This is a genomic window from Pandoraea bronchicola (genome assembly GCF_902459805.1).
GTDB classification, from domain to species: Bacteria; Pseudomonadota; Gammaproteobacteria; order Burkholderiales; family Burkholderiaceae; genus Pandoraea; species Pandoraea bronchicola.
Genome location: NZ_CABPST010000005.1, coordinates 1 through 23,580 on the forward strand (window position 1 = coordinate 1; position 23,580 = coordinate 23,580).

The 23,580-nt window shown below is 63.6% G+C and carries 22 protein-coding genes; 15 read left to right on the forward strand and 7 right to left on the reverse strand.

What is annotated here, in order from left to right; translation table 11 throughout:
• Positions 1–215 precede the first annotated feature (215 nt).
• On the forward strand, positions 216–1,325 hold the full coding sequence (locus PBR20603_RS11585) for a porin (protein WP_150559688.1): 1,110 nt from the start codon (positions 216–218) through the stop codon (positions 1,323–1,325).
• A gap of 22 nt (positions 1,326–1,347) precedes the next feature.
• Here the strand turns inward: PBR20603_RS11585 and PBR20603_RS11590 are convergent, their stop codons facing one another.
• Positions 1,348–2,289, reverse strand: coding sequence for a LysR family transcriptional regulator (locus tag PBR20603_RS11590; RefSeq protein ID WP_150559689.1), 942 nt, complete (start codon positions 2,287–2,289; stop codon positions 1,348–1,350).
• Positions 2,290–2,470: 181 nt separating this feature from the next.
• Between PBR20603_RS11590 and PBR20603_RS11595 the strand changes: the two genes are divergently transcribed.
• Both PBR20603_RS11595 and PBR20603_RS11600 read left to right on the forward strand, forming a co-directional pair.
• Positions 2,471–3,709, forward strand: a complete 1,239-nt coding sequence (locus tag PBR20603_RS11595) for a sigma-54-dependent Fis family transcriptional regulator (protein ID WP_425495808.1) — start codon at positions 2,471–2,473, stop codon at positions 3,707–3,709.
• An 822-nt stretch (positions 3,710–4,531) separates the two neighbouring features.
• The gene (locus PBR20603_RS11600) at positions 4,532–5,704 is read left to right on the forward strand and encodes a porin (protein ID WP_150559690.1); all 1,173 of its coding nucleotides are present in this window, start codon (positions 4,532–4,534) and stop codon (positions 5,702–5,704) included.
• A gap of 95 nt (positions 5,705–5,799) precedes the next feature.
• Here the strand turns inward: PBR20603_RS11600 and PBR20603_RS11605 are convergent, their stop codons facing one another.
• Positions 5,800–7,269 carry a type 1 glutamine amidotransferase gene (locus PBR20603_RS11605; protein WP_150559691.1) on the reverse strand — a complete coding sequence of 490 codons (1,470 nt, stop codon included), beginning with the start codon at positions 7,267–7,269 and terminating at the stop codon, positions 5,800–5,802.
• A gap of 350 nt (positions 7,270–7,619) precedes the next feature.
• On the opposite strand from PBR20603_RS11605, the gene PBR20603_RS11610 reads away from it, so the two are divergent.
• Positions 7,620–7,901: a YkvA family protein gene (locus tag PBR20603_RS11610; protein ID WP_150559692.1), complete on the forward strand. Its 282-nt coding sequence runs from the start codon at positions 7,620–7,622 to the stop codon at positions 7,899–7,901.
• Between the two features lie 86 nt (positions 7,902–7,987).
• On the opposite strand, the gene PBR20603_RS11615 is transcribed toward PBR20603_RS11610, so the two are convergent.
• Genes PBR20603_RS11615 through PBR20603_RS11625 form a run of 3 tightly spaced genes read right to left on the reverse strand, consistent with a single transcriptional unit; the run spans position 7,988 to position 10,215 of the window.
• Entirely contained in the window at positions 7,988–8,962 is a 975-nt protein-coding gene (locus PBR20603_RS11615; RefSeq protein WP_150559693.1) for a quinone oxidoreductase family protein, read from the reverse strand.
• 40 nt (positions 8,963–9,002) lie between these two features.
• A complete protein-coding gene (locus tag PBR20603_RS11620) occupies positions 9,003–9,416 on the reverse strand; it encodes a methylglyoxal synthase (protein WP_150559694.1) in 414 nt (137 codons plus the stop codon).
• Between the two features lie 19 nt (positions 9,417–9,435).
• Positions 9,436–10,215 carry an SDR family oxidoreductase gene (locus PBR20603_RS11625; RefSeq protein ID WP_150559695.1) on the reverse strand — a complete coding sequence of 260 codons (780 nt, stop codon included), beginning with the start codon at positions 10,213–10,215 and terminating at the stop codon, positions 9,436–9,438.
• Positions 10,216–10,446: 231 nt separating this feature from the next.
• Here PBR20603_RS11625 and upp point away from each other — a divergent pair, with 231 nt between their 5' ends.
• Positions 10,447–11,097, forward strand: coding sequence for a uracil phosphoribosyltransferase (gene upp / locus PBR20603_RS11630; RefSeq protein WP_150559696.1), 651 nt, complete (start codon positions 10,447–10,449; stop codon positions 11,095–11,097).
• 70 nt (positions 11,098–11,167) lie between these two features.
• Here upp and PBR20603_RS11635 read toward each other — a convergent pair whose 3' ends face one another.
• On the reverse strand, positions 11,168–12,088 hold the full coding sequence (locus tag PBR20603_RS11635) for a DMT family transporter (protein WP_150559697.1): 921 nt from the start codon (positions 12,086–12,088) through the stop codon (positions 11,168–11,170).
• 114 nt (positions 12,089–12,202) lie between these two features.
• On the reverse strand, positions 12,203–13,678 hold the full coding sequence (locus PBR20603_RS11640) for a helicase HerA-like domain-containing protein (protein ID WP_246174622.1): 1,476 nt from the start codon (positions 13,676–13,678) through the stop codon (positions 12,203–12,205).
• A 449-nt stretch (positions 13,679–14,127) separates the two neighbouring features.
• Between PBR20603_RS11640 and PBR20603_RS11645 the strand changes: the two genes are divergently transcribed.
• The 10 genes from PBR20603_RS11645 to ugpE all read left to right on the forward strand — a co-directional run bounded on the left by PBR20603_RS11645 (position 14,128) and on the right by ugpE (position 23,578).
• The gene (locus PBR20603_RS11645) at positions 14,128–14,853 is read left to right on the forward strand and encodes a YebC/PmpR family DNA-binding transcriptional regulator (RefSeq protein ID WP_150559699.1); all 726 of its coding nucleotides are present in this window, start codon (positions 14,128–14,130) and stop codon (positions 14,851–14,853) included.
• Between the two features lies 1 nt (position 14,854).
• Positions 14,855–16,132 carry a phosphoribosylamine--glycine ligase gene (gene purD, locus PBR20603_RS11650; protein ID WP_039367634.1) on the forward strand — a complete coding sequence of 426 codons (1,278 nt, stop codon included), beginning with the start codon at positions 14,855–14,857 and terminating at the stop codon, positions 16,130–16,132.
• Positions 16,133–16,408: 276 nt separating this feature from the next.
• Positions 16,409–17,296 carry a mechanosensitive ion channel family protein gene (locus tag PBR20603_RS11655; RefSeq protein ID WP_150559700.1) on the forward strand — a complete coding sequence of 296 codons (888 nt, stop codon included), beginning with the start codon at positions 16,409–16,411 and terminating at the stop codon, positions 17,294–17,296.
• 124 nt (positions 17,297–17,420) lie between these two features.
• Positions 17,421–18,356, forward strand: coding sequence for an oxygen-dependent coproporphyrinogen oxidase (gene hemF / locus PBR20603_RS11660; protein ID WP_150559701.1), 936 nt, complete (start codon positions 17,421–17,423; stop codon positions 18,354–18,356).
• Between the two features lie 13 nt (positions 18,357–18,369).
• On the forward strand, positions 18,370–19,101 hold the full coding sequence (locus tag PBR20603_RS11665) for a nicotinate-nucleotide adenylyltransferase (protein ID WP_150559702.1): 732 nt from the start codon (positions 18,370–18,372) through the stop codon (positions 19,099–19,101).
• Positions 19,102–19,156: 55 nt separating this feature from the next.
• Positions 19,157–19,597 carry a ribosome silencing factor gene (gene rsfS, locus PBR20603_RS11670; RefSeq protein WP_010807010.1) on the forward strand — a complete coding sequence of 147 codons (441 nt, stop codon included), beginning with the start codon at positions 19,157–19,159 and terminating at the stop codon, positions 19,595–19,597.
• 24 nt (positions 19,598–19,621) lie between these two features.
• On the forward strand, positions 19,622–20,092 hold the full coding sequence (gene rlmH, locus PBR20603_RS11675; RefSeq protein ID WP_017232866.1) for a 23S rRNA (pseudouridine(1915)-N(3))-methyltransferase RlmH: 471 nt from the start codon (positions 19,622–19,624) through the stop codon (positions 20,090–20,092).
• A 279-nt stretch (positions 20,093–20,371) separates the two neighbouring features.
• Positions 20,372–21,703 carry a sn-glycerol-3-phosphate ABC transporter substrate-binding protein UgpB gene (ugpB, locus tag PBR20603_RS11680; protein ID WP_150559703.1) on the forward strand — a complete coding sequence of 444 codons (1,332 nt, stop codon included), beginning with the start codon at positions 20,372–20,374 and terminating at the stop codon, positions 21,701–21,703.
• A 136-nt stretch (positions 21,704–21,839) separates the two neighbouring features.
• On the forward strand, positions 21,840–22,736 hold the full coding sequence (ugpA, locus tag PBR20603_RS11685) for a sn-glycerol-3-phosphate ABC transporter permease UgpA (RefSeq protein WP_150559704.1): 897 nt from the start codon (positions 21,840–21,842) through the stop codon (positions 22,734–22,736).
• Positions 22,733–23,578: a sn-glycerol-3-phosphate ABC transporter permease UgpE gene (ugpE, locus tag PBR20603_RS11690; protein WP_150559705.1), complete on the forward strand. Its 846-nt coding sequence runs from the start codon at positions 22,733–22,735 to the stop codon at positions 23,576–23,578. Before ugpA ends, ugpE begins: the two co-directional genes overlap by 4 nt.
• Positions 23,579–23,580 lie beyond the last annotated feature (2 nt).

Consider the following 23,580-nt stretch of genomic DNA (forward strand, 5'->3'; position numbering starts at 1 on the left):
GCGCTGGAAGGCCCCGCGCAGGAGCTGGCGACCAATCCCAAGGTTATCGAGACGTATCTGGGGTTGGCGAAGAAGGCGACGGCCATCGCCTGAGACATCACCCTACCGACAGCATATAAACAACCAAGCTGGGGAGGACGCCGGAGACAAATCAACCGCAGGAGGCGCAGCAAAAATAAGTAGTAATACTAATAAATAATGTTTGGAGACAACTGATGAAACGTCTGATACTTGCCATCCTCATGGCGAGCACGGTAGTGGGAACCGTTACCGGTGCCCACGCGCAGTCGAATGTTCAGCTTTACGGCCTGCTCGATACGGGCGTGGAATACCTGACACACGCCACGCCCCAGGGCGGAACGGTGGTGCGTGTTCCGACCAATACCGCCACGCTGCCGTCGCGCTGGGGAATGCGCGGCACGGAAGATCTCGGTGACGGGTTGCAGGCGCTTTGGACGCTGGAGAGCGGCTTCGCGCTGAACAACGGCACGTCGGCGCAGGGCGGCCGCCTGTTCGGACGTCAGTCCTTCGTCGGTCTCGGCGGGAAATGGGGCACGATCACGATCGGGCGCCAGTACGGCATGACCTATCTGTCGCTGCTCGACTCCGACGTGATCGGCCCGGCAATCTACAGCATGGGCTCGTATGACAGCTTCATCCCGAACCCGCGTAACGACAATAGCCTTGCGTACAAGGGCGTGTTCAACGGTTTGACTGTCGGCGTGGAGTATTCGACCGGTCGCGACGCAACGAGCTGTGCCGGCCAGACCGCCGGCAACTTCCTTGCCTGCCGCGAGATCTCGGCGATGCTCAAGTACAACGCCGCGAAATGGGGCGCTGCAATGGCGTTCGACGAACAGCGTGGAGGTACGGGCTCGGCCCAGGCGATGATCGCACCAACGGCGAACTACGCGATGACCAGCGCGAGCAGTCGTGACCGCCGATTGGTCGCTAACGGCTATTTCGTGCTGGGACCGGTCAAAGTCGGCGGCGGCTGGATCGGCCGATGGATTCGTTCCGACGTGACGAGCGTATCGTCAAACCTGTTCTATCTCGGCGCGTCATACGCAGTCAGTGTACCGCTGCAAGTGGATGCACAAGTCGTCTACTACAACAGCAAGGATGCCAGTGTCCACTCGGTGATGTACGTCGCGCGCGCGACCTACAGTTTGTCCAAACGCACGGCCGCGTATGTCCAGACAGGCTTCCTGACCAATGGCGCACAGAGCAATTTCTCAGTGAGCGGCGCCACCGTCGTGCCGGCATCTCCGGCGATGGGCGGCAATCAGTTGGGCGTGATGATGGGCGTTCGCCACACGTTCTGATGGCCTGATCTCGTTGCGGCAATCACGCGCTGGTGTCCGGCCTGTCGGGCACCAGCCGTGCTCCCGGCGCTCGCTGCATCTCGCGCCACACCGATCTCGCATTCTCCACGAACGTGGCGACACACGGATTGTGATTGTCGCGGCTCCACAGTAGCGCCACTTCCGCCACCGGCGCGTTGCGCAGCGGCTTGAAGACCGCGCTGCCCGACGCACTCGCGCTGCTCATCGACATGGGCACCATCGCCACGCCGAGCCCCTCCCCCACCAGGTTGATAATCGTCTGCTGCAAGTTGGTTTCGAGCCGTATGTGCGGCGAAAACCCCGCGCGGCGGCAATGATCGACGACCAGATCGTAGACCAGCGGCGCAATCTCGCGCGGAATGCTCACGAACGACTCTTCGGCAAGTTCCGAGGCGTCGAGCACCCGCACCTTCGCCAGGGCATGCGTACGTGGCAGCACCGCCACCATCTCCTCGCGAAACACAGTTGCCGTATCGAGCCCGGTAAGGTCTTCCGGACGGTACATGATGCCGACGTCGGTTTGCCCCGCGCGCACCGCCTCGGCCAACAGGTTGGGGAGCGTCTCCGCCAGCTTCATGTCGACGCGCGAGTACGCGGCAGCATAGGTGCGTGTGAGCGCAGGCAGGATGTTGTACGCCGAGGACATCATGAAGCCCACCGTGATCGCCCCATCCTCGCCCCGGCTCGCCGCCACGACATTGCGGCGCGCCCGGTCGACGGAGTTGAGAATTTCCACCGCGTCCTGATAAAAGCGCGCGCCCGCACGCGTGAGCCGCACGCTACGGCGCGTGCGCTCGAAAAGGAGCACCCCCAGTTCCGCCTCCATCAGCGCAATCTGACGCGACAGCGGTGGCTGTGAGATATGCAACTGCTGGGCCGCACGGCCGAAATGAAGGGTCTCCGCGAGAACCACGAAGTACTGAAAATGACGCAGCTCGATCATCTGATACCTCAGAGGTATTAATGGCGCATCAATATTGTATTGGATGTTATGACTATGCGGTCGTATCCTGCATTGGCGGTTGGCCACCCGAGCTGGCTGCGACATAAAGAGACGTCAGGAAACGCCAGGCCACAAGCCATCGACGGCGACCTTTCGTACCGATACGAGAAGGAGACAAGTCATGCCCGCTCACCTTGCTGTAGCGCCTGCCCCCGCTCGACCTGTCGGCCATGCCAGCCCCACCGGCAAGGTCGGCGCCAATACCGCATTCAGCAACATCGCAGCCCTCGCCGAACGCATCACGCGCGTGCCTGCCGCCCCCCTCGCCGCCGCGCGACAAATGCGCCCCGACTATCTCGCCATTGACGACCTGTGCGGCACCGACGCTCGCATGCGCGACCTGCTCGCGCGCGGCAAACGCTTCGTCGATCGCGGGTTGCCTGTGTTGATTCTCGGTGAGACGGGAACGGGCAAGGAGTTTCTTGCCAGGGCATTGCACGAATACAGCGAGCGACGCGCGCAAGCGTTTGTCGCCATCAACACGGCATCGCTGCCGGAGCATCTCGTCGAAAGCGAACTGTTCGGCTATCAGCGCGGCGCGTTTTCGGGCGCATTGCCCGGCGGCATGAAAGGGAAATTGCAGCAAGCCGACGGCGGCACGCTATTCCTCGACGAAATCGGCGACATGCCGCATGCGTTGCAAACCCGGCTGTTGCGCGTGCTCTCGGAACGCGAAGTCACGCCGCTGGGTGCAAGTCATGCGGTTCCCGTCGACGTGCAGCTTATCTGCGCCACCCACCAGAATCTGGCGAGCGCGGTGGCAAAAGGCACGTTCCGCGAAGATCTTTTCTATCGGATTGCTGTCGGCGTCCTCACGTTGCCCACGCTGCGCGAGCGTGGCGACAAACGCGAACTGATCGCCCGCATGCTATGCGACGAATGGCCCGGACTGCGCCACGATCAGGCGCTCGCTCGTGTGTCGCCGGATGCGATGTCGTGTCTGCTCACGCATGCCTGGCCGGGGAATCTGCGTCAGTTGCGCGCAGCGCTACGCTACGCAAGTGCGGTGATGAGTGGCCACCTGCTGTGTGCGGGCGATCTGCCGCCGGAACTCGTCGCGTCTTCGCCGGCGCCGGCGCCCAGCCACGAAACACACATGGAGTGGCACGCACACGAGATGAACGACGCTGTCGTATCGGCACCGCGCGTGGCAGCCGTCGAGACGCATGCGCCAACGCCTCGTCATGACAGCGAGCGCGAACGCATTCTGCAAGCGCTTGCACAACATCGCTGGAACATCTCCGCCGCGGCACGCACGCTCGGCTTCTGTCGCGCATCCTTGTACCGTAAGCTCAAACAGTTGAGCATTCCGCACGTACGCGATTGCGGTGAAGCCCTCAGCGCAGGGCACTACGCGTAGCAAATCAGGCAGGCAAAAAAAAGCGCGGCCAATGAGGCCGCGCCAAGGTTTGGAGACTTTTCACTCAACGCAAAAGTCTACTTCTCGCGGAACGTAGTATAGGTCTGCCCCCCCGAAATCATTGTCATCATTCGACGCAATGCATTATTCGGCGACTCGCAATAGTCCGTAAAACCCCGTAAATAAAAGGCTTTTCGAAGCGCATCGATTTCTCTCGCTTGCCAACATCTCGGATTTCTCGCATCACGCGCGTGTAAGTGAGCCCGATGACAGGAACATGGCAGCGACCTGACGCGTGCATGAATGCGTATCTATATAGCGACCGCACATCGTGATGCATCGCTCATCAGATCGCCCCGCCGGCATCGACGACGCCACTTCGTTCGATGCGCCGCTTGCGCACTCTATTTACGCGACACGTTTTCACATCGCTGGAACCAAATCCATTAACGCGTGTCGCGCGCAAATCCACGGCTGACAATGCTTCCCACGCGCTCTCGCATGCACGCCACACTGTGTCCCAAGCGCAACACACGCCGCTTGCATTGCCATTTCTCGCCTAGTCTTAAACCAGCCAATCCCTTATCCGACAAAGCTTTCCGGCGCGCCCGATGGATTCTTTTCGTATCTGAAATAGATTCTTGCGGATTCTGAAATAGGCGCGAGTAGCGGTGACTCATAAACTGCCCCCTGTCAGCAGAGCAGTGCCGATACCTGATCGGGTTCGCGAATGACAAACCGTCACCTCGACATGTTCTGTTTCGCCGTGTTCTGTTTTCACGCGAATTCTGCGATTCGTGTCACGTTACTGGAGCTTAAACCATGAAAAAAACTCTTCTTGCCGCAGCCGTTGTCGGCGCGTTCTCGGCAACCGCCGCGCATGCACAAAGCAGCGTCACGCTGTACGGCTTGATCGATGCTGGCATCGCTTACACCAGCAACTCGACGACCACGGCAGGTGCTTCGGGTTCGAAGAACTTCCGCGCAACGAGCGGTCTGGTCAACGGCAGCCGTTGGGGCCTGAAGGGCTCGGAAGATCTGGGTGGCGGTAACAAGGCCATCTTCGTGCTGGAAAACGGTTTCTCGATCAACAACGGTCAGTCGGGCCAAAACGGTCGCATGTTTGGCCGTCAGGCTTTCGTCGGTCTGCAGAACGACAAGTTCGGCGCAGTGACGATCGGCCGTCAGTACGACTCGCTGGTTGATTACCTGGCTCCGCTGACCCTGAACGGTTCGTCGTTCGGCGGCACGATCGCTTCGCACCCATACGATAACGACAACACGAACAACTCGTTCCGTGTGAACAACTCGGTCAAGTACTCGAGCGCCAACTACAACGGCCTGACCTTCGGCGGCCTGTATGGCTTCTCGAACAAGGCTGGCGACTTCGCCAACAACCGCGCATTCAGCGCCGGCGTGAACTACGCAAACGGCCCGCTGACCTTGGCTGCGGCTTACTTGGAACGTCAATCGGGCACCGGCACCGGTTCGAACAACAGCGGCGCCATCGACACGACGTCGAACGCTGGTGATGCCGTGTTCTACGCTTCGAAGCAACGCGTCTGGGGTGCAGGTGGTAATTACGCCTTCGGCCCGGCTACGGTCGGTTTCGTGTACACGCACACGCAACTGCAAGGTCTTGCTGGCCTGTACTACAACAGCACGTCGACCAGCTTCAACAACGACGGCCTGAAGTTCGACAACTTCGAAGTCAACGGTCGCTACATGCTGACCCCGGCAGTCTCGCTGTCGGCCGCGTACACGTACACGATGGCCAAGCAAGATTCGACGGACAAGAAGCCGAAGTTCCACACCGTTACGCTGCAAGCTGACTACCGTCTGTCGAAGCGCACCGATGTGTACCTGACGGGTTCGTACCAGCACATCTCCGACAACGAAGGCACGGGCCTCCAAGCCGGTGTCGGCGCTGCCGGCGGTATGTCGTCGACCAGCTCGCAAACCGTTGTGGGCACGGGCATCCGTCACCGCTTCTAATCAAGGCGGCATGAGCACCGGGGCAGTTTTCCGGTGCTCCTGACACGAAAAGGGCAGCCTCGCGGCTGCCCTTTTTTATTGTCGCGACGCGCAGATCAGAAGCGCGTTTCGCGCGCCGCACGCAGGAAGTTGTCGAGTACCGGCGTGCAATCGAGAAACTCGGGCCCGCCCGCACGGTGAAACTCCGGGTGCCATTGCAGGCCCATCACGAAAGGCGCCTTGCGATAGCGAATAGCCTCCACGACGCCATCTTCCGCGCACACCGCCTCCACACTCATGTCGCGCCCCAACGTTTTCACCGACTGGTGATGGATCGAGTTGACGATCGGCATGTCAACGGGGCCCAACATCTGCGCAAGCGATGAGCCTTCGGGGAACGTCAACGTGTGGCGATTGTGTTCGTATGTCTCGGTGACGTGCGGGATAGCTTCGGTCAAATCCGTCGCGATGTCCTGATGCAGCGTGCCGCCGAACGCCACATTGATGAGCTGGCAGCCCCGGCAAACGCCGAGAACCGGCTTGCCCTGCTCCACGAACTCATGCAGCAACTCGAGTTCGTACATGTCGCGCATGCGGTCGCCCTGCCATTCGTGACGCGTCGCCACTTCCGAATAGGTCAGCGGCGAGACGTCCGCCCCGCCTTGCAACACGAGTCCGTCGAGGTGCTTGGCGTAATCGTGCAAACGAATATGGCTCGGATGCAGCAAGCCCTGAGTGTCGACTGTCGGGATCATGAACACCAGCACGTCGCGCGACATCACCCAGTGCGCGATCGACTCTTCGAGGTATTGCAGCGTCTTGCTGCGCAAGCCCTTCGATCCCGGCTCCGGATGGAAGATTCGCGCCGAAATGCCGATCTTCAGCGTGCGCTGCGTGATCCGTTGTCCCGCGCGGTCGTACCAGGCGCGAAAACGCGCCGACATGATCCGGCGCAGTACCGACCACGGCGAATCGCCCGCCTGCAAGTACGACGGCTGACTGCCCATCGACGACGGACTGCCCGGGCGCGCCGCACCGGGACCGAACGTCGGCTGATGCGGCGGCTCGCCTGCGCCACCAGCGCCGCCCGCAGCGCCACCACCCGGTACGCCGCTTCCGGACGCCCCGGCGCCGCTCCTCTCGCCAATGTTGCCGCCAGCGCTGCCAACACCCGCCGCCTTGACGTCCTCGGTCGACTTCGGCGCAGGTGCGCCAATCGGATTCTGGTCGGATGCAACCTGAGCTATCGTCGCGTGCGAAACGGGTTTCGTTGCCGACGCCGGCTGCGGCTGCTCAGCGCGGGCGTCGGCGGCCTCAGCCGCTTCGGACGCGTGCGCCGGGCGCGTGAGCGTGTCGGGATTCGGCGGCATGCCGCCCGATCCTTCGGCCGTGCCCGCCACGGGCTTGCCCGTCGCGCGTGGCGCGGCCAACGTGCCGGCTTCCACATAGTCGGACGACGCCTGAGAAGGCGCGGCAGACCCGGCTTCGGCGGCCGGAGGCGTCTCGGGTGGCGTTGCGCTCTTGTTCGTATCGGACTCGGGCTTGTTCGGCTGCTGCGGCGATTTCGGATCTTGAGCGTCGGTCATGATGGCGTTTGGAAGGCGTCCGCGAAGGGGGAAAAAAGGATTGACCACTGCGGCCGGCAAATTATCCCGCCGCCCCGATCCTGCCGCAACCAGGAAAGCAGACGGTCAGCCGGGCGCTGCGCGCCGGCAACCGTCACCTCCGGACGCGCCATGAAACCGTCGCGCCTTGACGCTGTCGAAGATAATTGTCACGCATCAGGCGTGTGCGCGCGCACCCGGCACGGCCGGTCATCGGCGCGTATAATCAAAACACGTTACGCGAAATTCATGAAATATTAAGCGGTGTTCGCGTCGATTGAGCGAAAATCTCTGTCGTACTCGACAGACATACCGGTACCAGGAGCCTGCAAGTGAAGCGTTTTCTCCGACTGTGGCAAGTCGCCCGCCACGATTTTCGTGTCTTGTGGCATGCGGCCCGCGATCCGCGCCGTCCGCGCTGGCTGCTGCCCGCCATGGCGCTGCTCGTCGTGTATCTGATCAGCCCGTTCGACCTGATTCCGGACTTCGTTCCGGTGTTCGGTCTGCTCGACGACGTCATCGTGATCGGCATGGTCGTGCATTGGCTCATCAAACGCCTGCCGGCCGACGTGCGCGAAGATGCCCGCGCCCACGTCTTCACCCAGCGCGCCTGAGTCCATCGCTCGCGGCATGCGAGAACATCGTCAGACATGAAAAAAGGGACGCCGAGGCGTCCCTTTTTTCATGCCGCGCTCGAACCTCAGGGCATGAGCAATGTCGACCCCGTGGTCTTGCGCGCTTCGAGATCGCGGTGCGCCTGGGCAACATCGGCCAATGCGTATCGCTGATTGACCTCGATCTTGACCGAGCCCTTGGCAACGACGTCGAACAGCTCGTTGGCCGTGGCTTCCAGATCGGCACGCTTGGCCGTGTAATTGAACAGCGTCGGGCGCGTGAAGAATAGCGAACCGCGCGACACGAGGTCAGCCGTATTGATCTGCGTGACGGGGCCCGACGCGCTGCCGAAGTTCACCATCATGCCAAGCGGGCGCAGGCAATCGAGCGAGCCGAGAAAAGTGTCCTTGCCGATGGAGTCGTATACGACCGGCACGCCTTCGCCGCCGGTAATCTCCTTGACCCGTTCGACGAAATTCTCACGCGTGTACACGATCGGATGGTCGCAGCCGTGCTTGCGAACGAGCGCCGCCTTCTCGTCGGAGCCGACCGTGCCGATCACCGTCGCTCCGAGCGCTTTGGCCCACTGGCACACGATGAGGCCCACGCCACCGGCCGCCGCGTGGATGAGGATCGTATCGCCCGCCTTGACCGGGTAAGTGCGGCGCAGCAGGTATTGCGCCGTCATGCCTTGCAGCATCATCGCCGCCGCCTGATCGTCGCTGATGCCGTCGGGCAGACGCACGAGCGGCGCGGCCGGCATCACCCGGGCCTGCGCGTAGGCGCCGCACGGTCGGCTCGCATACGCCACACGGTCGCCCGGCTTGACGTGCGTCACACCTTCGCCCACGGCCTCGACCACACCGGCGGCCTCCATGCCCAGACCGGCGGGTAGCGGCTGCGGGTACAGACCGGTGCGGAAATACACGTCGATATAGTTCAGTCCGACGGCGTTATGGCGCACCCGTGCCTCGCCCGGGCCGGGCTCGCCAACTTCGACGTCAACGTACTTCATCACTTCCGGGCCGCCATTCTGTTCGATGCGAATTGCATTGGTCATCCTCGCTCCTTCCATTCGGGTGATGTGTGGATTGTCAGCGTTACACAGCCGATTGCGCCGCCAGACGCACGATCAACTGCTCGAGCAACAGGCGCGCCGTGGCGCTATTGGTCGCGCACGGCACGTTGTGCACGTCGCAGGCGCGCACGAGGGCGTTGATGTCGGGCTCGTGAGGCTGCGGTGTCATCGGGTCGCGCAAGAACAGCACCATGTCGACGCGCCCTTCAGCGAGTTGCGCACCGATCTGCAGGTCGCCGCCATGCGGCCCCGAGAGCATGCGCTCCACGTCAAGGCCCAGTTCGGTGGCAATGCGCCCGCCCGTCGTGCCGGTGGCCACGAGCCGGCACTGACGCAACACGTCGACGTAGTCGCGCGCGACCGCCAGAATTTCGTCCTTCTTCTTGTCGTGCGCGATGAGTGCGATGCGCACCGCCGATACTGTTGATACCGTCATTGAAGCGATCCCTGATTCGTTAGAAGGTGCCCGGATACGCGCCGCCGTCGATCAGCACGTTCTGGCCAGTGATGTAACCCGCCTGCGCGCTGCACAGGAACGCGCACGTAGCGCCGAACTCACCCGGCTGCCCGAAGCGGCGCGCCGGAATCGTTGCGGCTCGCTTGGCGCGCGCCTCGTCCAGCGTCTGCCCGCTCTTGTCGGCCCACGCCTTCATGGTGCCCGCAAGGCGATCGGTATCGAAGGCGCCCGGCAGCAGATTGTTGATGGTGACGTTATGGGCGACGGTCGTGCGCGAGAGCCCGGCGACAAAGCCGGTCAGCCCCGAACGGGCACCGTTGGACAGTCCAAGGATGTCGATGGGGGCCTTCACTGCCGAGGAGGTGATGTTCACGATGCGTCCGAAGCCGCGCGCAATCATGCCGTCTACGGTCGCCTTGATCAGTTCGATGGGCGTGAGCATGTTGGCGTCGAGCGCGCGAATCCAGTCGTCGCGCTGCCAGTCGCGGAAGTCGCCCGGCGGCGGCCCGCCCGCGTTGGTCACGAGGATATCGGGCTGCGCACACGCCGCCAGCGCCTGAGCACGCCCCTGCGGCGTGGTGATATCGCAGGCCACCGGCGTGACGCTCACCCCCGTCGCGGCGCGGATTTCGTCCGCAGCGGCATTAAGTGCATCGGCGGTACGCGCCACAATCACGACATTCGCGCCAGCTTCGGCCAGCGCCTGCGCGCATGCGCGTCCCAGCCCCTTGCTCGCACCGCACACCAACGCGGTACGGCCTTTGATTCCCAGATCCATGATCAGCCTTCAAGACATGTGAAGAATTGGACAGATGCGGCCGGACAGCCGTCTTGCAGCGATTCTAAGGGAATCGTGCGTACGCCGCTTCGTCACTGCGCATTGTCATTCATATCCCGCGCATGACCGGGCAATTTACGGCAATCGACATCGAAACCCGGACCGGCAGCGGCTGCATCGGCTAAAATCGCGGCCATGCGGGCCACACCGGCCCTGCCTCAGATTGCCGCCATGAAACAAGACTCCCGCTTCCCGAATCTCTATATCTGCGATCACCCGCTGATCCAGCACAAACTCTCGCACATGCGCGACAAGGAAACGTCGACGCGCACGTTCCGCGGTCTGCTGCGCGAGATCACGTTGCTCATGGGCTACGAGATCACCCGCGACCTGCCGCTCACGACCGAGCGTATCGATACGCCCATGGTTGCCATGGACGCGCCCGTCATCGCGGGCAAGAAGCTCGCCATCGTGCCGGTGCTGCGCGCCGGTGTGGGCATGAGCGACGGCCTGCTCGATCTCGTGCCGTCGGCCCGCGTCGGTCACATCGGCGTGTACCGCGACGAGCAGCATCGTCCGGTCGAATACCTGGTGCGTCTGCCGGATGTGGCCGACCGCCGCTTCATTCTGTGCGATCCGATGGTGGCGACCGGCTACTCGGCCGTGCACGCCGTGGATGTGCTGCGCAAGCGCGGCGTGGCCGAAGAGAACATTGCCTTCCTCGCCCTCGTGGCCGCGCCGGAAGGGGTGAAGGTGCTGCACGACGCGCATCCCGGCGTGAAGCTGTACGTCGCCTCGCTCGACGACCGTCTGGACGATCACGCCTACATCATTCCGGGTCTGGGCGACGCCGGCGACCGGCTGTTCGGCACCAAGAACTGACGCTCGGCAGCGCAGCAGCACAGCAGGTATTGCCCCCCAGGCGTTGCCGGGGGGCCGCACATCCCTCAACTCAAGACTGACGCTTGCGCCGCGTGGCCATCGCCACCCCGATCGCCGCCAGCACCATTCCGCCCCACGCCAGCGGCGGCATATGCTCCCCGACCATGATCCACGCGGCCAGCGCCGCCGAGGGTGGTACGAGGAAGAACAGTGCCGACACGCGCGACGCCTCACCCCGCCGGATCATCGCCAACAGCAACGAGATCGCGACGATCGAATTGCCGATCACGAGATAGACGAGCGACAAGCCGAGCTGCCAGGTCCACTCGATGTGCATCGGCTCGAGCCACCACGCGAGCGGCAGCGTCGCGGCAAAGCCCACGGCGTACTGCACAAGATTGGAAGTCACCGGGTGCTGGCCCACACCGAAACGCTTTTCGTAAAGCGTGCCGCAGGTGATCGCGCCGAGCGCCACGAACGTCAGCGCCAGTCCCAGCGTGGAGGTCGCCTCCACCGCGGAGCGCGCCACAATGACGAGCGCCGCGCCTGCCAGCCCCAGCCCGAGTCCGATCCAGTTCAGACCGCTCACGCGCTCACCCACCAGATGCGGCACGGCAAGCGCCACGAGAATCGGTTGCAACGAGGTAATCAACGCCACACTCCCTGCCGACACGCCGAGACGCAGCGCCAGATACGTCATGCTGAAATACAGCGCCTGAATCAGCAGACCGATGACGACGAGATGTCCCCATGCGGCAGCCGTCTTCGGCAAGGGGGGGCGCATGACAACCGCCAGCGGTGCCAGCAGCACGAGCACCAGGCCGTAGCGCAGCGCGAGGAACGTGAGCGGATCGGCATACGCCAGACCGATCTTGGCGACGGTAAAGCCGACCGACCACAGGAACAGAAAGATCAGCGGCGCGGCGCGCAACCACAGCGGGTCGTGAGCCACACCGGTGCGCACCGGGTCCAGCGAAGATTTCAGCGACATGGGCTAGCGGAGAATCCTTGAGGGGCGACGGTTCCGGCGACACGAAGTGCAGCGCGCGCCGTCGAGTGCCGAGCGCAGAACCTGTTTTCTATCGTGGGGGGGAACAGAGCGTGCTCACCGACGCTTGTTTCCGCCAAGAATGCTGCCCAGCACGCCGCGCACGATCTCGCGGCCCAACTGACTGCCGATCGTGCGCGCCGTGCTCTTGACCATGGCTTCGACGGCCGTGTCCTTGCGGCGAGATCCACCTGCACCGCCCAGCAGGCCGCCGAGCGAGTCCTTCACGGCGTCGAGCAAGCCGCCACCAGACGCCGCGCCGCCATTCGGCGCGGGCGCACCGCCGGGGGCAGGCCGCGCATCCGGCTGGCGTGTCTGCGTGCGCCCGACGAGCTTTTCGTAAGCCGACTCGCGATCTACCGTGTTTTCGTACACGCCCGCCACGAGCGATGTGGCCATCAACGCCGCGCGCTCCTGCGGCGTGATCGGGCCGATGCGCGAGGCCGGCGGCGCGATGTACGCCCGCTCGGTCACCGCCGGACGCCCCTTTTCGTCAAGCATCGACACCAGCGCTTCGCCCACGCCCAGTTCGCCGATGACCGTTTCGATATCGAGCGCCGGATTGGCGCGCATCGTCTGCGCCGCCACCTTCACGGCCTTCTGATCGCGTGGCGAATAGGCCCGCAAGGCATGCTGGACACGATTACCCAACTGGCCCAGCACGGTGTCCGGCACGTCGACCGGGTTCTGCGTCACGAAGTACACGCCAACGCCCTTCGAACGAATCAGCCGCACCATTTGCTCGATCCGTTCGAGCAACGGTTTAGGCGCCTCATTGAACAGCAAATGCGCTTCGTCGAAGAAGAAGACGAGTTTGGGCTTGTCGGGGTCGCCCACTTCCGGCAGCCGCTCGAACAGCTCGGCAAGCAGCCACAGCAAGAAGGTCGCGTAGATACGCGGCGCGGCCAGCAGTTTGTCTGCCGCGAGAATGTTGACGATGCCGCGCCCTTGCGCGTCCGTCTGCATGAAGTCTTCGATATTGAGCATCGGCTCACCGAAGAACTTGTCCGCCCCCTGCTGTTCGAGCGTGAGCAACCCGCGCTGGATTGCCCCGACCGAGGCGGCCGAGATGTTGCCATACTGCGTGGTGAAGGTCGATGCGTTATCGCCCACGTGCTGAAGCATGGCGCGCAGGTCCTTGCTGTCGAGCAACAGCAGGCCATTGTCGTCGGCAATCTTGAAGACGAGGTTGAGCACGCCGGTCTGCGTCTCGTTCAGGCCGAGCAGGCGAGCGAGCAAGAGCGGCCCGAGATCGGAAACGGTCGCGCGCACCGGATGCCCCTGTTCGCCGAAAACGTCCCAGAGCGTGGCCGGGCTGCCGTGCCAGTCTGGGGTATCGAACCCGAGATTGGCGATGCGCTCCTTGAGCTTGGGCGTCTCGACACCCGGCTGTGTGATGCCGGTCAGGTCACCTTTTACGTCGGCCAGAAACACGGGCACACCGATGTCGGAGAAGGCTTGCGCCATGACTTGCAGCGTGACGGTCTTGCCCGTGCCCGTGGCCCCGGTGATCAGGCCGTGGCGATTGCCCATGGCGGGCAGCAGGCCGAGGACATGCTGGTCGTTGCGGGCGATGACGAGTTGCTCACCGGGTTCATGAGCGGGACGCGCAGCGCCGGGGGGAACGGAGGAGAGGGTCGCAGACGGCGACGCTTGCGGCGGCACGGGCTTCTGGGGCATGAGAGACCTCGGCGGTGGACGCGGCGGGGCTCGTGACACGGCGCAGCAAACACCCGTGGCACGGTGCGGCGGCATGATAAAATTGCCTCCGATTATAGCGGCAGGTTGCCGCTCGGACTGCCCCGGCCCGAAATGAGACCGATGGGATCGACACGATCCATGGGAGCCAACGGGGCGACTGGGCAATCGGCGCCCGCGACCCCGGTGGTGGCGGGCGCTCCCGTTTCAACGGTTGGCCGCGCCAGACTGCGCGGGCCGGCAGAGCATACTTCGCCGCACAGCGCGGCACGACGGAGAAATTCATGGCGGGTCATTCGAAATGGGCCAACATCAAACACAAGAAAGCTGCGGCAGATGCCAAGCGCGGTAAAGTCTGGACACGCCTGATCAAGGAAATCACGGTGGCCGCCCGTCTCGGCGGCGGTGACGCCGACAGCAACCCGCGCCTGCGGCTGGCCGTGGAAAAGGCGGCCGACGCCAACATGCCCAAGGACAACGTCAAGCGCGCGATCGATCGCGGCGTTGGCGGTCTGGACGGCGCCAACTACGAAGAGATCCGCTACGAAGGCTACGGCATCAACGGTGCAGCCGTGATCGTCGACACCATGACGGACAACCGCGTGCGCACGGTCGCGGAAGTGCGTCACGCCTTCTCCAAGTTCGGCGGCAATATGGGCACCGATGGTTCGGTCGCCTTCCTCTTCACGCACTGCGGTCAGTTCCTGTTCTCGCCGGAAACCCCGGAAGACAAGCTGATGGAAGTGGCGCTCGACGCCGGCGCCGACGACGTCATCAGCAATGACGATGGCAGCTTCGAAGTCGTCTGCCCGCCGAACGACTTCCAGGCCGTGAAGGAAAGGCTCGAAGCGGCTGGACTAAAGGCCGAAGTCGCGGAAGTCACGATGAAGCCGCAAACGGATGTGGTCTTCACCGGCGAAGACGCCGTGAAGATGCAAAAGCTGCTCGACGCGCTCGAAAACCTCGACGACGTGCAGGAAGTATTCACCAACGCCGTCATCGAGGAATAAGATGAAAATTCTGGTTGTCGGATCGGGCGGCCGCGAACACGCGCTGGCGTGGAAGCTTGCCCAATCACCCCGCATTCAGCTGGTCTATGTCGCCCCGGGTAACGGCGGCACGGCGCTCGACGAGCGCCTGCGCAATGTGCCGATCAGCGATCCGAACGTGCTCGCCGAATTCGCCGTGCGCGAAGGCATCGCGCTCACTGTGGTCGGCCCGGAAACGCCGCTTGCCGCCGGCATCGTCAATATCTTCCGCGCGCGCGGTCTGAAGATCTTCGGCCCGACGAAGGAAGCGGCACAGCTCGAATCGTCAAAGGACTTCGCCAAGGCGTTCATGAAGCGCCACGGCATTCCCACTGCCGATTACGAAACGTTCTCGGACGCCGCACTCGCCCACGCGTATATCGACGCCAAGGGCGCACCGATCGTCATCAAGGCCGACGGTCTTGCCGCAGGCAAGGGCGTGGTCGTGGCGATGTCGCTCGAAGAAGCGCACAACGCCGTCGACATGATGCTCGCCGACAACAAGCTCGGCGATGCGGGTGCGCGCGTCGTGATCGAGGAGTTCCTGCAAGGCGAGGAAGCCAGCTTCATCGTGATGGTCGACGGCAAGAACGTGCTGCCGCTCGCCACCTCGCAGGATCACAAGCGTCTGCTCGATAACGATCAGGGCCCGAACACGGGCGGCATGGGCGCGTATTCGCCCGCACCGATCGTCACGCCGCAGATTCACGCCCGCGTGATGCGCGAAATCATTTTGCCGACCGTGCGCGGCATGGAAACCGACGGCATTCGCTTCACGGGCTTCCTGTACGCGGGCCTGATGATCGACGCACAAGGCAACATCAAGACGCTCGAATTCAACTGCCGCATGGGCGACCCCGAGACGCAGCCGATCATGGCGCGTCTGAAGGGCGACTTTTCGGTGGTGGTCGAGCACGCGATTGCCGGCACGCTCGACAAGATCGAACTCGACTGGGATCGCCGTTACGCACTGGGCGTGGTGCTCGCAGCGCACGGCTATCCGGACACCCCGCGCAAGGGCGACCGGATCTCCGAGGTGCCGGCCGAGACGGCCGATTGCGTGACGTTCCATGCGGGCACCCAGCTCGAGAACGACGTGCTCACCGTCACCGGCGGGCGCGTGCTGTGCGTGGTCGGCCTGTCCGACACCGTGCGCGGTGCGCAGAGCGTGGCGTACCAGACCGTCAACCAGATCAATTTCGACGGGATGCAGTATCGCCACGACATCGGCAACCGCGCGCTGGCGCGCAAACCGGAGTAAGCGCGGCCGCGCGTGAAGGCTTGCCTTGACGCGCCATGCCGATCTGCCACGGCCCGGGGAACATCAAGTCCCCGGGCCGTTGTCATTTGGGCGCGGCCCCGATAGCCACAAGATTGGCGCGCCGACGTCATGCTGCACTGCCGCGATTGACAAGCACGGGGCAAATGGGCACGCTTGCACCGCGTGGCTGCCTCTCTCGTGCAGCGCGCGCATCCGGCCAGCCCCGGCGGAATTCATGCAGTTTTCCCGACAGACCCTCGCTCGACGGAGACTCACATGTTTGATCTCGACAAACTGGTCAACGATTATCTGGTGCCGTTCGGCCTGAAAATCGCGATGGCCATCGTCATCTGGATTGTCGGCGGCATCGTCATCAATGTGGTTGCGCGGCTGGTACGCGCCGCCATGACCCGCCGGGCCATCGATCCCACCCTTGTGCGCTACACCGAGTCGACGCTGCGCATCGCCTTGCGCATCGCGCTTATTATTTCCATCCTCAGCGTTTGCGGTATCGAGACGACATCGTTCGCGGCACTGCTCGCCGCCGCCGGTATCGCCATCGGTGCGGCATGGTCCGGACTGCTGTCGAATTTCGCCTCGGGCATCTTCCTCATCGTGCTGCGTCCGTTCAAGACCGGCGACATGATCAGCGCAGGCGGTGTCACCGGTGTGGTCGACGAGATCGGCCTGTTCGTCACCACGCTCACGACCGCAGACAATCTGCGCGTATACGTCGGCAACACGAAGGTCTTCGGCGACAACATCACGGTGTACGACGCCAACGCGTTCCGCCGCGTCGACCTGACGGCACAGCTCGCGCATACCGTGGACGTGCCGGACGCCATTGCACGTCTGAAGGCGCGTATCGCGCAAATTCCGAACGTGATGAGCACACCGGCCGTCGACGTCGTGATTCTTGAATTCACGCCGGCCGGGCCAGTGCTGGCGGTGCGTCCGTACTGCCACAACCGCGATTACTGGCAGGTGTATTTCGATACCAATCAGGCCATTGCCGAGGTCGGGGGCACCGCCCGCTGGCCGGTACCGGCGCCGCGCCAGATCTTCATGCCGCCGCCGGGCGACGCCGGCAAAGCCATGCCCGTCCCGTCCGGCGCAGGCGCCGCAGCACCGGCCAGCCCTCTGCCCAACGCCCCGACGCCCTGAGCGCCATGGCTTGATACAGGTCATTCGGGCGGCATTCGGCGAGACCGTTTGCCGCCCCGGCCTGCCCCGAACGCGTGGCTGCCGGTACAATCGCGGTTATTACCACGCATGGGGACGTCACAGAATGACAGCGCAAGACGCCGCACCGGCGCCGGATACGGGCGTGGTGCGAACTTATCTGCTCGGGCTTCAGGATCGCATTGTCGAGACGCTCGAGCGCCTCGACGGCAAACGCTTCTTTGCCGACGACTGGCAACGCCCGGCCGACGGCCCCCTGCGCGGTGACGGCCGCACCCGCGTGCTCGACGACGGCAACTTCTTCGAGCGCGGCGGCGTGAACTTCTCTCACGTGCTCGGCGACAAGCTGCCGGGCTCGGCCAGCGCGTCGCGTCCCGAGCTGGCCGGACGCGGCTTCGAAGCCCTCGGCGTCTCACTGGTATTACACCCGCGCAATCCTTACTGCCCGACCGTTCACTTCAATGTGCGTATCCTGATCGCCACCGCCCCCGGCGAACTGCCCGCATTCTGGTTCGGCGGCGGCATGGATCTCACGCCGTACTATCCGTTCGAAGAGGACTGCCGGCACTTCCATCAGACCTGCAAGGACGCGCTCGATCCGTTCGACACCGCGTGGTATCCGCGCTTCAAGACCTGGTGCGACGAGTACTTCTATCTGAAGCACCGTCAGGAGCCGCGTGGCATCGGCGGTATCTTCTTCGACGACTTCTCCGGCGGCGGCTTCGACACCGGCTTCGCCGTCATGAAAAGCGTGGGCGACGCCTTCCTCGACGCCTACGTGCCGATCATCGAGCGCCGCCGCGGCATGCCGTATGGCGAGCGCGAGCGCGATTTTCAGGCGCACCGTCGCGGCCGCTACGTCGAATTCAATCTGGTCTGGGATCGCGGCACGCACTTCGGCCTGCAATCAGGCGGACGCACCGAATCGATCCTGATGTCGATGCCGCCAATCGTGAAATGGCATTACGACTGGAAGCCCGAACCGGACACGCCGGAAGCGAAGCTCTACACCGACTTCCTCGTGCGCCGCGAGTGGGTGTGACGGCCAGCCACGCATGACCCTCTCTTCTTCTGCGGCACCGCACGCGCCCCGTACGTCACCCGACGGTTCGATCCGTCGCATTGGCGTGCTGGGCGGGACATTCGATCCGATTCACACCGGCCATCTCGCGCTGGGCGCGCTTTTCGCCCGCACCCTCGCCCTCGATGAGCTGATCCTGATGCCGGCGGGCCAGCAGCCGCAGAAGCACGGCAGCACCCCGCCCGGGCACCGGCTGGCGATGACGCGTCTGGCTGCAGAACTGCTCGCCGCCGAACTGGCCCGCACGCAACCCTCCACGCAACTGATCGTGAGCACGCGCGAGATCGAGCGGGCGGGGCCGAGCTACACCGTCGACACCCTGCGCGAGATTCGCCGCGACATCGGTGCGCAGGCGTCGCTGTCGCTGCTCATCGGCTCAGATCAACTGGTGCGTCTCGACACGTGGCACGCCTGGCGTGAGTTGTTCGATTACGCGCATGTCTGCGCGGCAGCGCGACCCGGTTTCAACCGCGACACGGCCTCGCCGCAACTGCGTGAAGTCTTCGCCGAACGGGAAAAGTCCGCGCTCGGGGTACAATCCACGCCATGCGGCGGCATCCTGATCGACGACTCACTCGCCGTCGACATATCCGCCACCGAGTTGCGCGCCACTCTGGCGCACGCGCGAGACGCGGCCACGCCCCCGGCGAACCTGCCCGAACCCGTGTGGCAGTACATCCGCGCGCAACACCTGTATCGCGCTTGACGGTCCCCTTGCGGGCCGCTACCTCGCACTCCCTGTTTCACCAAAAAGACGCACTATGGATATTCGTAAACTGCAGCGCCTGATCGTCGACGCCCTCGAAGACGTCAAGGCCCAAGACATCAAGGTGTTCAACACCTCGCACCTCACCGCCCTGTTTGACCGTGTGGTCATCGCAAGCGGGACGTCCAACCGCCAGACCAAGGCGCTCGCCGCGAGCGTGCGCGACAAGGTCAAGGAAGCCGGCGGCGACATCGTCAGCATGGAAGGCGAAGATGTGGGCGAATGGGTGCTGGTCGACACGGGTGATGCCATCGTGCACATCATGCAACCGGCCCTGCGCCAGTACTACAACCTCGAAGAGATCTGGGGTGAGAAGCCGGTACGCCTGAAGGCCGCCGGCACCAAGGCCGGTGCCAAGGCCAGCGCGCAAGACGACGAAGAGGACGAGGACGACACGCTCGAGTCCCCGGCGCCCGCACGCCGCAAGGCGAAGTAAGGCGCAGCGCAGGATTCTGCCGTCATGCGTCTGTTCATTCTCGCGGTCGGGCACAAGATGCCCGGCTGGATCGAGACCGCCTTCGCCGAGTACGCCAAGCGCATGCCGCCCGAGCTGCGCATCGAACTCAAGGAAATCAAACCGGAGCAACGCTCCAACTCCCGCACGGCCGAGACGGTGATGGCCGCCGAGGCGCAGCGTATCGACGCGGCCCTGCCGCGTGGCTGCCGCCTGGTGTGCCTCGATGAGCGCGGGCAAGACCTCACCACGATGCGCCTGGCCCAGTCGCTCACCGGATGGCAGCAGGACGGGCGCGATGTGGCCTTCGTGATCGGCGGCGCCGACGGGCTGGACCCGGCCCTCAAGGCCCGCGCCGACACCCTCATCCGGCTATCCAGCCTCACGATGCCCCACGGCATGGTACGTGTGCTGCTCGCCGAGCAGCTCTACCGCGCGTGGAGCATCAACGCCAATCACCCCTATCACCGTGTCTGAGCGCATCTGAGCCTGTCCGAGCGCTCCTGACGAGAAAATAAGTCAGACATAAGTCACACCATTTTGTGCAGCGCAATGCGCCGTTGCATCCGGCGGCAAGTGGCGCGCAGCGCCTTGCCGGGTGGTCCGTTCCGAAAGCTGTCAATCCCCCCAGAGGCCCCCGTGCAACACGCATTGTGCGCTGCGGGTGGAAAAATCATGGCGACGTGATAGTCTACCCGCCGCTACACGGTTCGCACCGCGAACAACTAGACTTCTCGTGAACCACCGGAGATTGGCATGAAGCAACCTTCCCTGCGCAGTATCGCCCTGGCCGGCGTTAGCGCTGCAATGGCGCTCGGCATGAGCACGTCGGCCCTGGCCGCCACCGAGATCCAATTCTGGCATTCGATGGAATCGGCCCTCGGCGAGCGTGTCAACCAGATCGCTAACGATTTCAACGCTTCGCAAAGCGACTACAAGATCGTCCCGATCTACAAGGGCAACTACGAGCAGGGTCTGGCGGCCGGTATCGCCGCCTTCCGCGCTGGCAACGCGCCGGCGATTCTCCAGGTGTACGAAGTGGGTACGGCCACGATGATGCAGGCCCAGAAGGCTGTGAAGCCGGTGTGGCAAGTCATGAAGGACGCGGGCGAGCCGTTCGACGAGTCGGCCTTCGTGCCGACCGTGGCAAGCTACTACGCCGACAGCAAGACCAATCACCTCGTGTCGATGCCGTTCAACAGCTCGACCCCGGTGCTGTACTACAACAAGGATGCCTTCAAGAAGGCAGGCCTCGATCCGAACACCCCGCCGAAGACCTGGGCCGACGTGAAGTCCGACGCCCAGAAACTCAAGGCCGCCGGCCTGTCGTGCGGCTTCACCATGGGCTGGCAAAGCTGGACGCAGCTCGAGAACTACAGCGCCTGGCACGCCCTGCCGTTCGCCACGAAGAACAACGGCTTCGACGGTCTTGACGCCAAGCTGACCTTCAACGGCCCGCAGCAGATCAAGCACATCCAGTTCCTGGCCGACATGGCCAAGGACGGCACGTTCACGTACGTGGGCCGCAAGGATGAAGTGACCTCGAAGTTCTACAGCGGCGACTGCGGTATCGCCATGACCACCTCGGGCGCACTCGCCAACATCGCCAAATACGCCAAGTTCAGCTACGGCGTAGGCATGATGCCCTACGATGCCGACGTGAAGGGCGCGCCGCAGAACGCCATCATCGGCGGTGCCAGCCTGTGGGTGCTCGCCGGCAAGTCGTCGGCCGAGTACAAGGGCGTGGCCAAGTTCCTGAACTACCTCGCGTCGCCGGCCGTGGCCGCCAAGTGGCACCAGGACACCGGCTACCTGCCGGTCACGAAGGCCGCCTACGAACTGACCGAGAAGCAAGGCTTCTACGCGAAGCATCCGGGCGCCGACATGGCCATCAAACAGATGCTCAACAAGCCGCCGCTGCCGTTCACGCGTGGCCTGCGTCTGGGCAACATGCCGCAGATCCGCACGGTGATCGACGAGGAACTGGAAGGCGTGTGGAGCGGCAAGCAAACGCCCAAAGCGGCACTGGACAAGGCCGTATCGCGGGGCGACGATCTGTTGCGCCGCTTCCAGAAGCAAGGCAGCTAAGACGCCCCCAACGTGCGATGACGCACGCAATGCAGGCAAGCCGCCCGCGTTCGCCGTGCGAATCGTGACGTTACAATGACACCACCCGGCCCGCCGTCAACGCGGGCCGGGTTGGTTTTTTTTTGGTCACTACGTTATGGCGCACAACTCCAGAGAACGCCCCCGCTTCGGAACTGGCTGGCTGCCCTACGCGCTCGTCGCGCCGCAGCTCTTCATCACCGTCGTGTTCTTCCTATGGCCCGCAGGCGAGGCCCTGTGGCAATCGACTTCGGCGCAAGACGCCTTCGGGCTGTCCAGCGAGTTCGTCGGACTCGACAACTTCACTGCGTTGTGGAGCGACCCGCTCTATCTCGCATCGTTTCGCACCACGATGATCTTCAGCGGGCTGGTGACGGTCTGCGGGCTGGTCATCTCGCTGCTGCTCGCCGCGATGGCCGATCGCGTCACACGTGCGAAGCGCGCGTACCAGACGCTGCTCATCTGGCCCTATGCAGTGGCGCCTGCCATTGCGGCCGTGTTGTGGGCATTCCTCTTCAATCCGAGTATCGGTCTCGTCACCTACGGGCTGGCGAAGGTCGGCATCCAGTGGAATCACGCGCTCAACGGCGGCCAGGCCATGTTCCTCGTCGTGCTCGCCTCGATCTGGAAGCAGATCAGCTACAACTTCCTGTTCTTCTACGCCGGGCTGCAGGCCATTCCCCGCTCGCTCGTGGAAGCCGCGGCGATTGACGGCGCAGGACCGGTCCGGCGCTTCTTCGGGCTGGTGTTGCCGCTGATTTCGCCGACGACGTTCTTCCTGCTGGTGGTCAACCTCGTGTACTCGTTCTTCGATACGTTCCCGGTGATCGATGCCGCGACCGGCGGCGGTCCGGGCCAGTCGACCATGACGCTGATCTACAAGATCTACTCGGAAGGCTTCAAGGGGCTCGACCTCGGCAGTTCGGCTGCCCAGTCGGTGGTGCTGATGGCAATCGTCATCGTGCTCACGGTCGTGCAGTTCCGATTCATCGAACGCAAGGTGCAATACGCATGATCGAGAACCGTCGCGGCCTGGATATCTTCTGCCACGTCATGCTGATAATCGGCGTGTTGCTGGTGGTCTTCCCGCTCTATGTGGCGTTCGTCGCCGCCACCATGAACGAGCAGGAAATCTTCTCCGTTCCCCTGTCGCTCATCCCGAGCACGCACCTGTTCCAGAACCTCGCCACGGTGTGGGGTCAGGGCACGGGCGATACGGCCATGCCCTTCGGGCTGATGCTCGGCAACAGCCTGTTCATGGCGCTGGTCATCACCATCGGCAAGATCTCGGTGTCGATTCTGTCGGCCTTCGCCATCGTGTACTTCCGCTTCCCGTTGCGCAATCTGTTCTTCTGGCTGATCTTCGTCACGTTGATGCTGCCGGTGGAAGTGCGGATTTTCCCGACGGTGCAGGTGATCTCAAACCTCGGGCTCATCAACAGCTACGTGGGTCTGACGGTGCCGCTCATCGCATCGGCCACGGCCACGTTCCTGTTCCGGCAGTTCTTCATGACGCTGCCCGACGAACTCGTCGAAGCCGCGCGCATCGACGGCGCCGGCCCGATGCGATTCTTCTTCGACGTGGTGCTGCCGCTGTCGAAGACGAACATCGCCGCGCTGTTCGTCATCACCTTCATCTATGGCTGGAATCAGTACCTGTGGCCGATTCTGGTGACCAACGCCCCGTCGATGACGACGGCCGTGGTGGGCATCAAGAGCATGATCGGCAGTGGTGATACCGCCACCCAATGGCAACTCGTCATGAGTGCCACGCTGCTCGCCATGCTGCCGCCGCTCGCGGTGGTCCTGCTCATGCAGCGCTGGTTCGTGCGCGGTCTGGTGGATTCGGAAAAGTAATC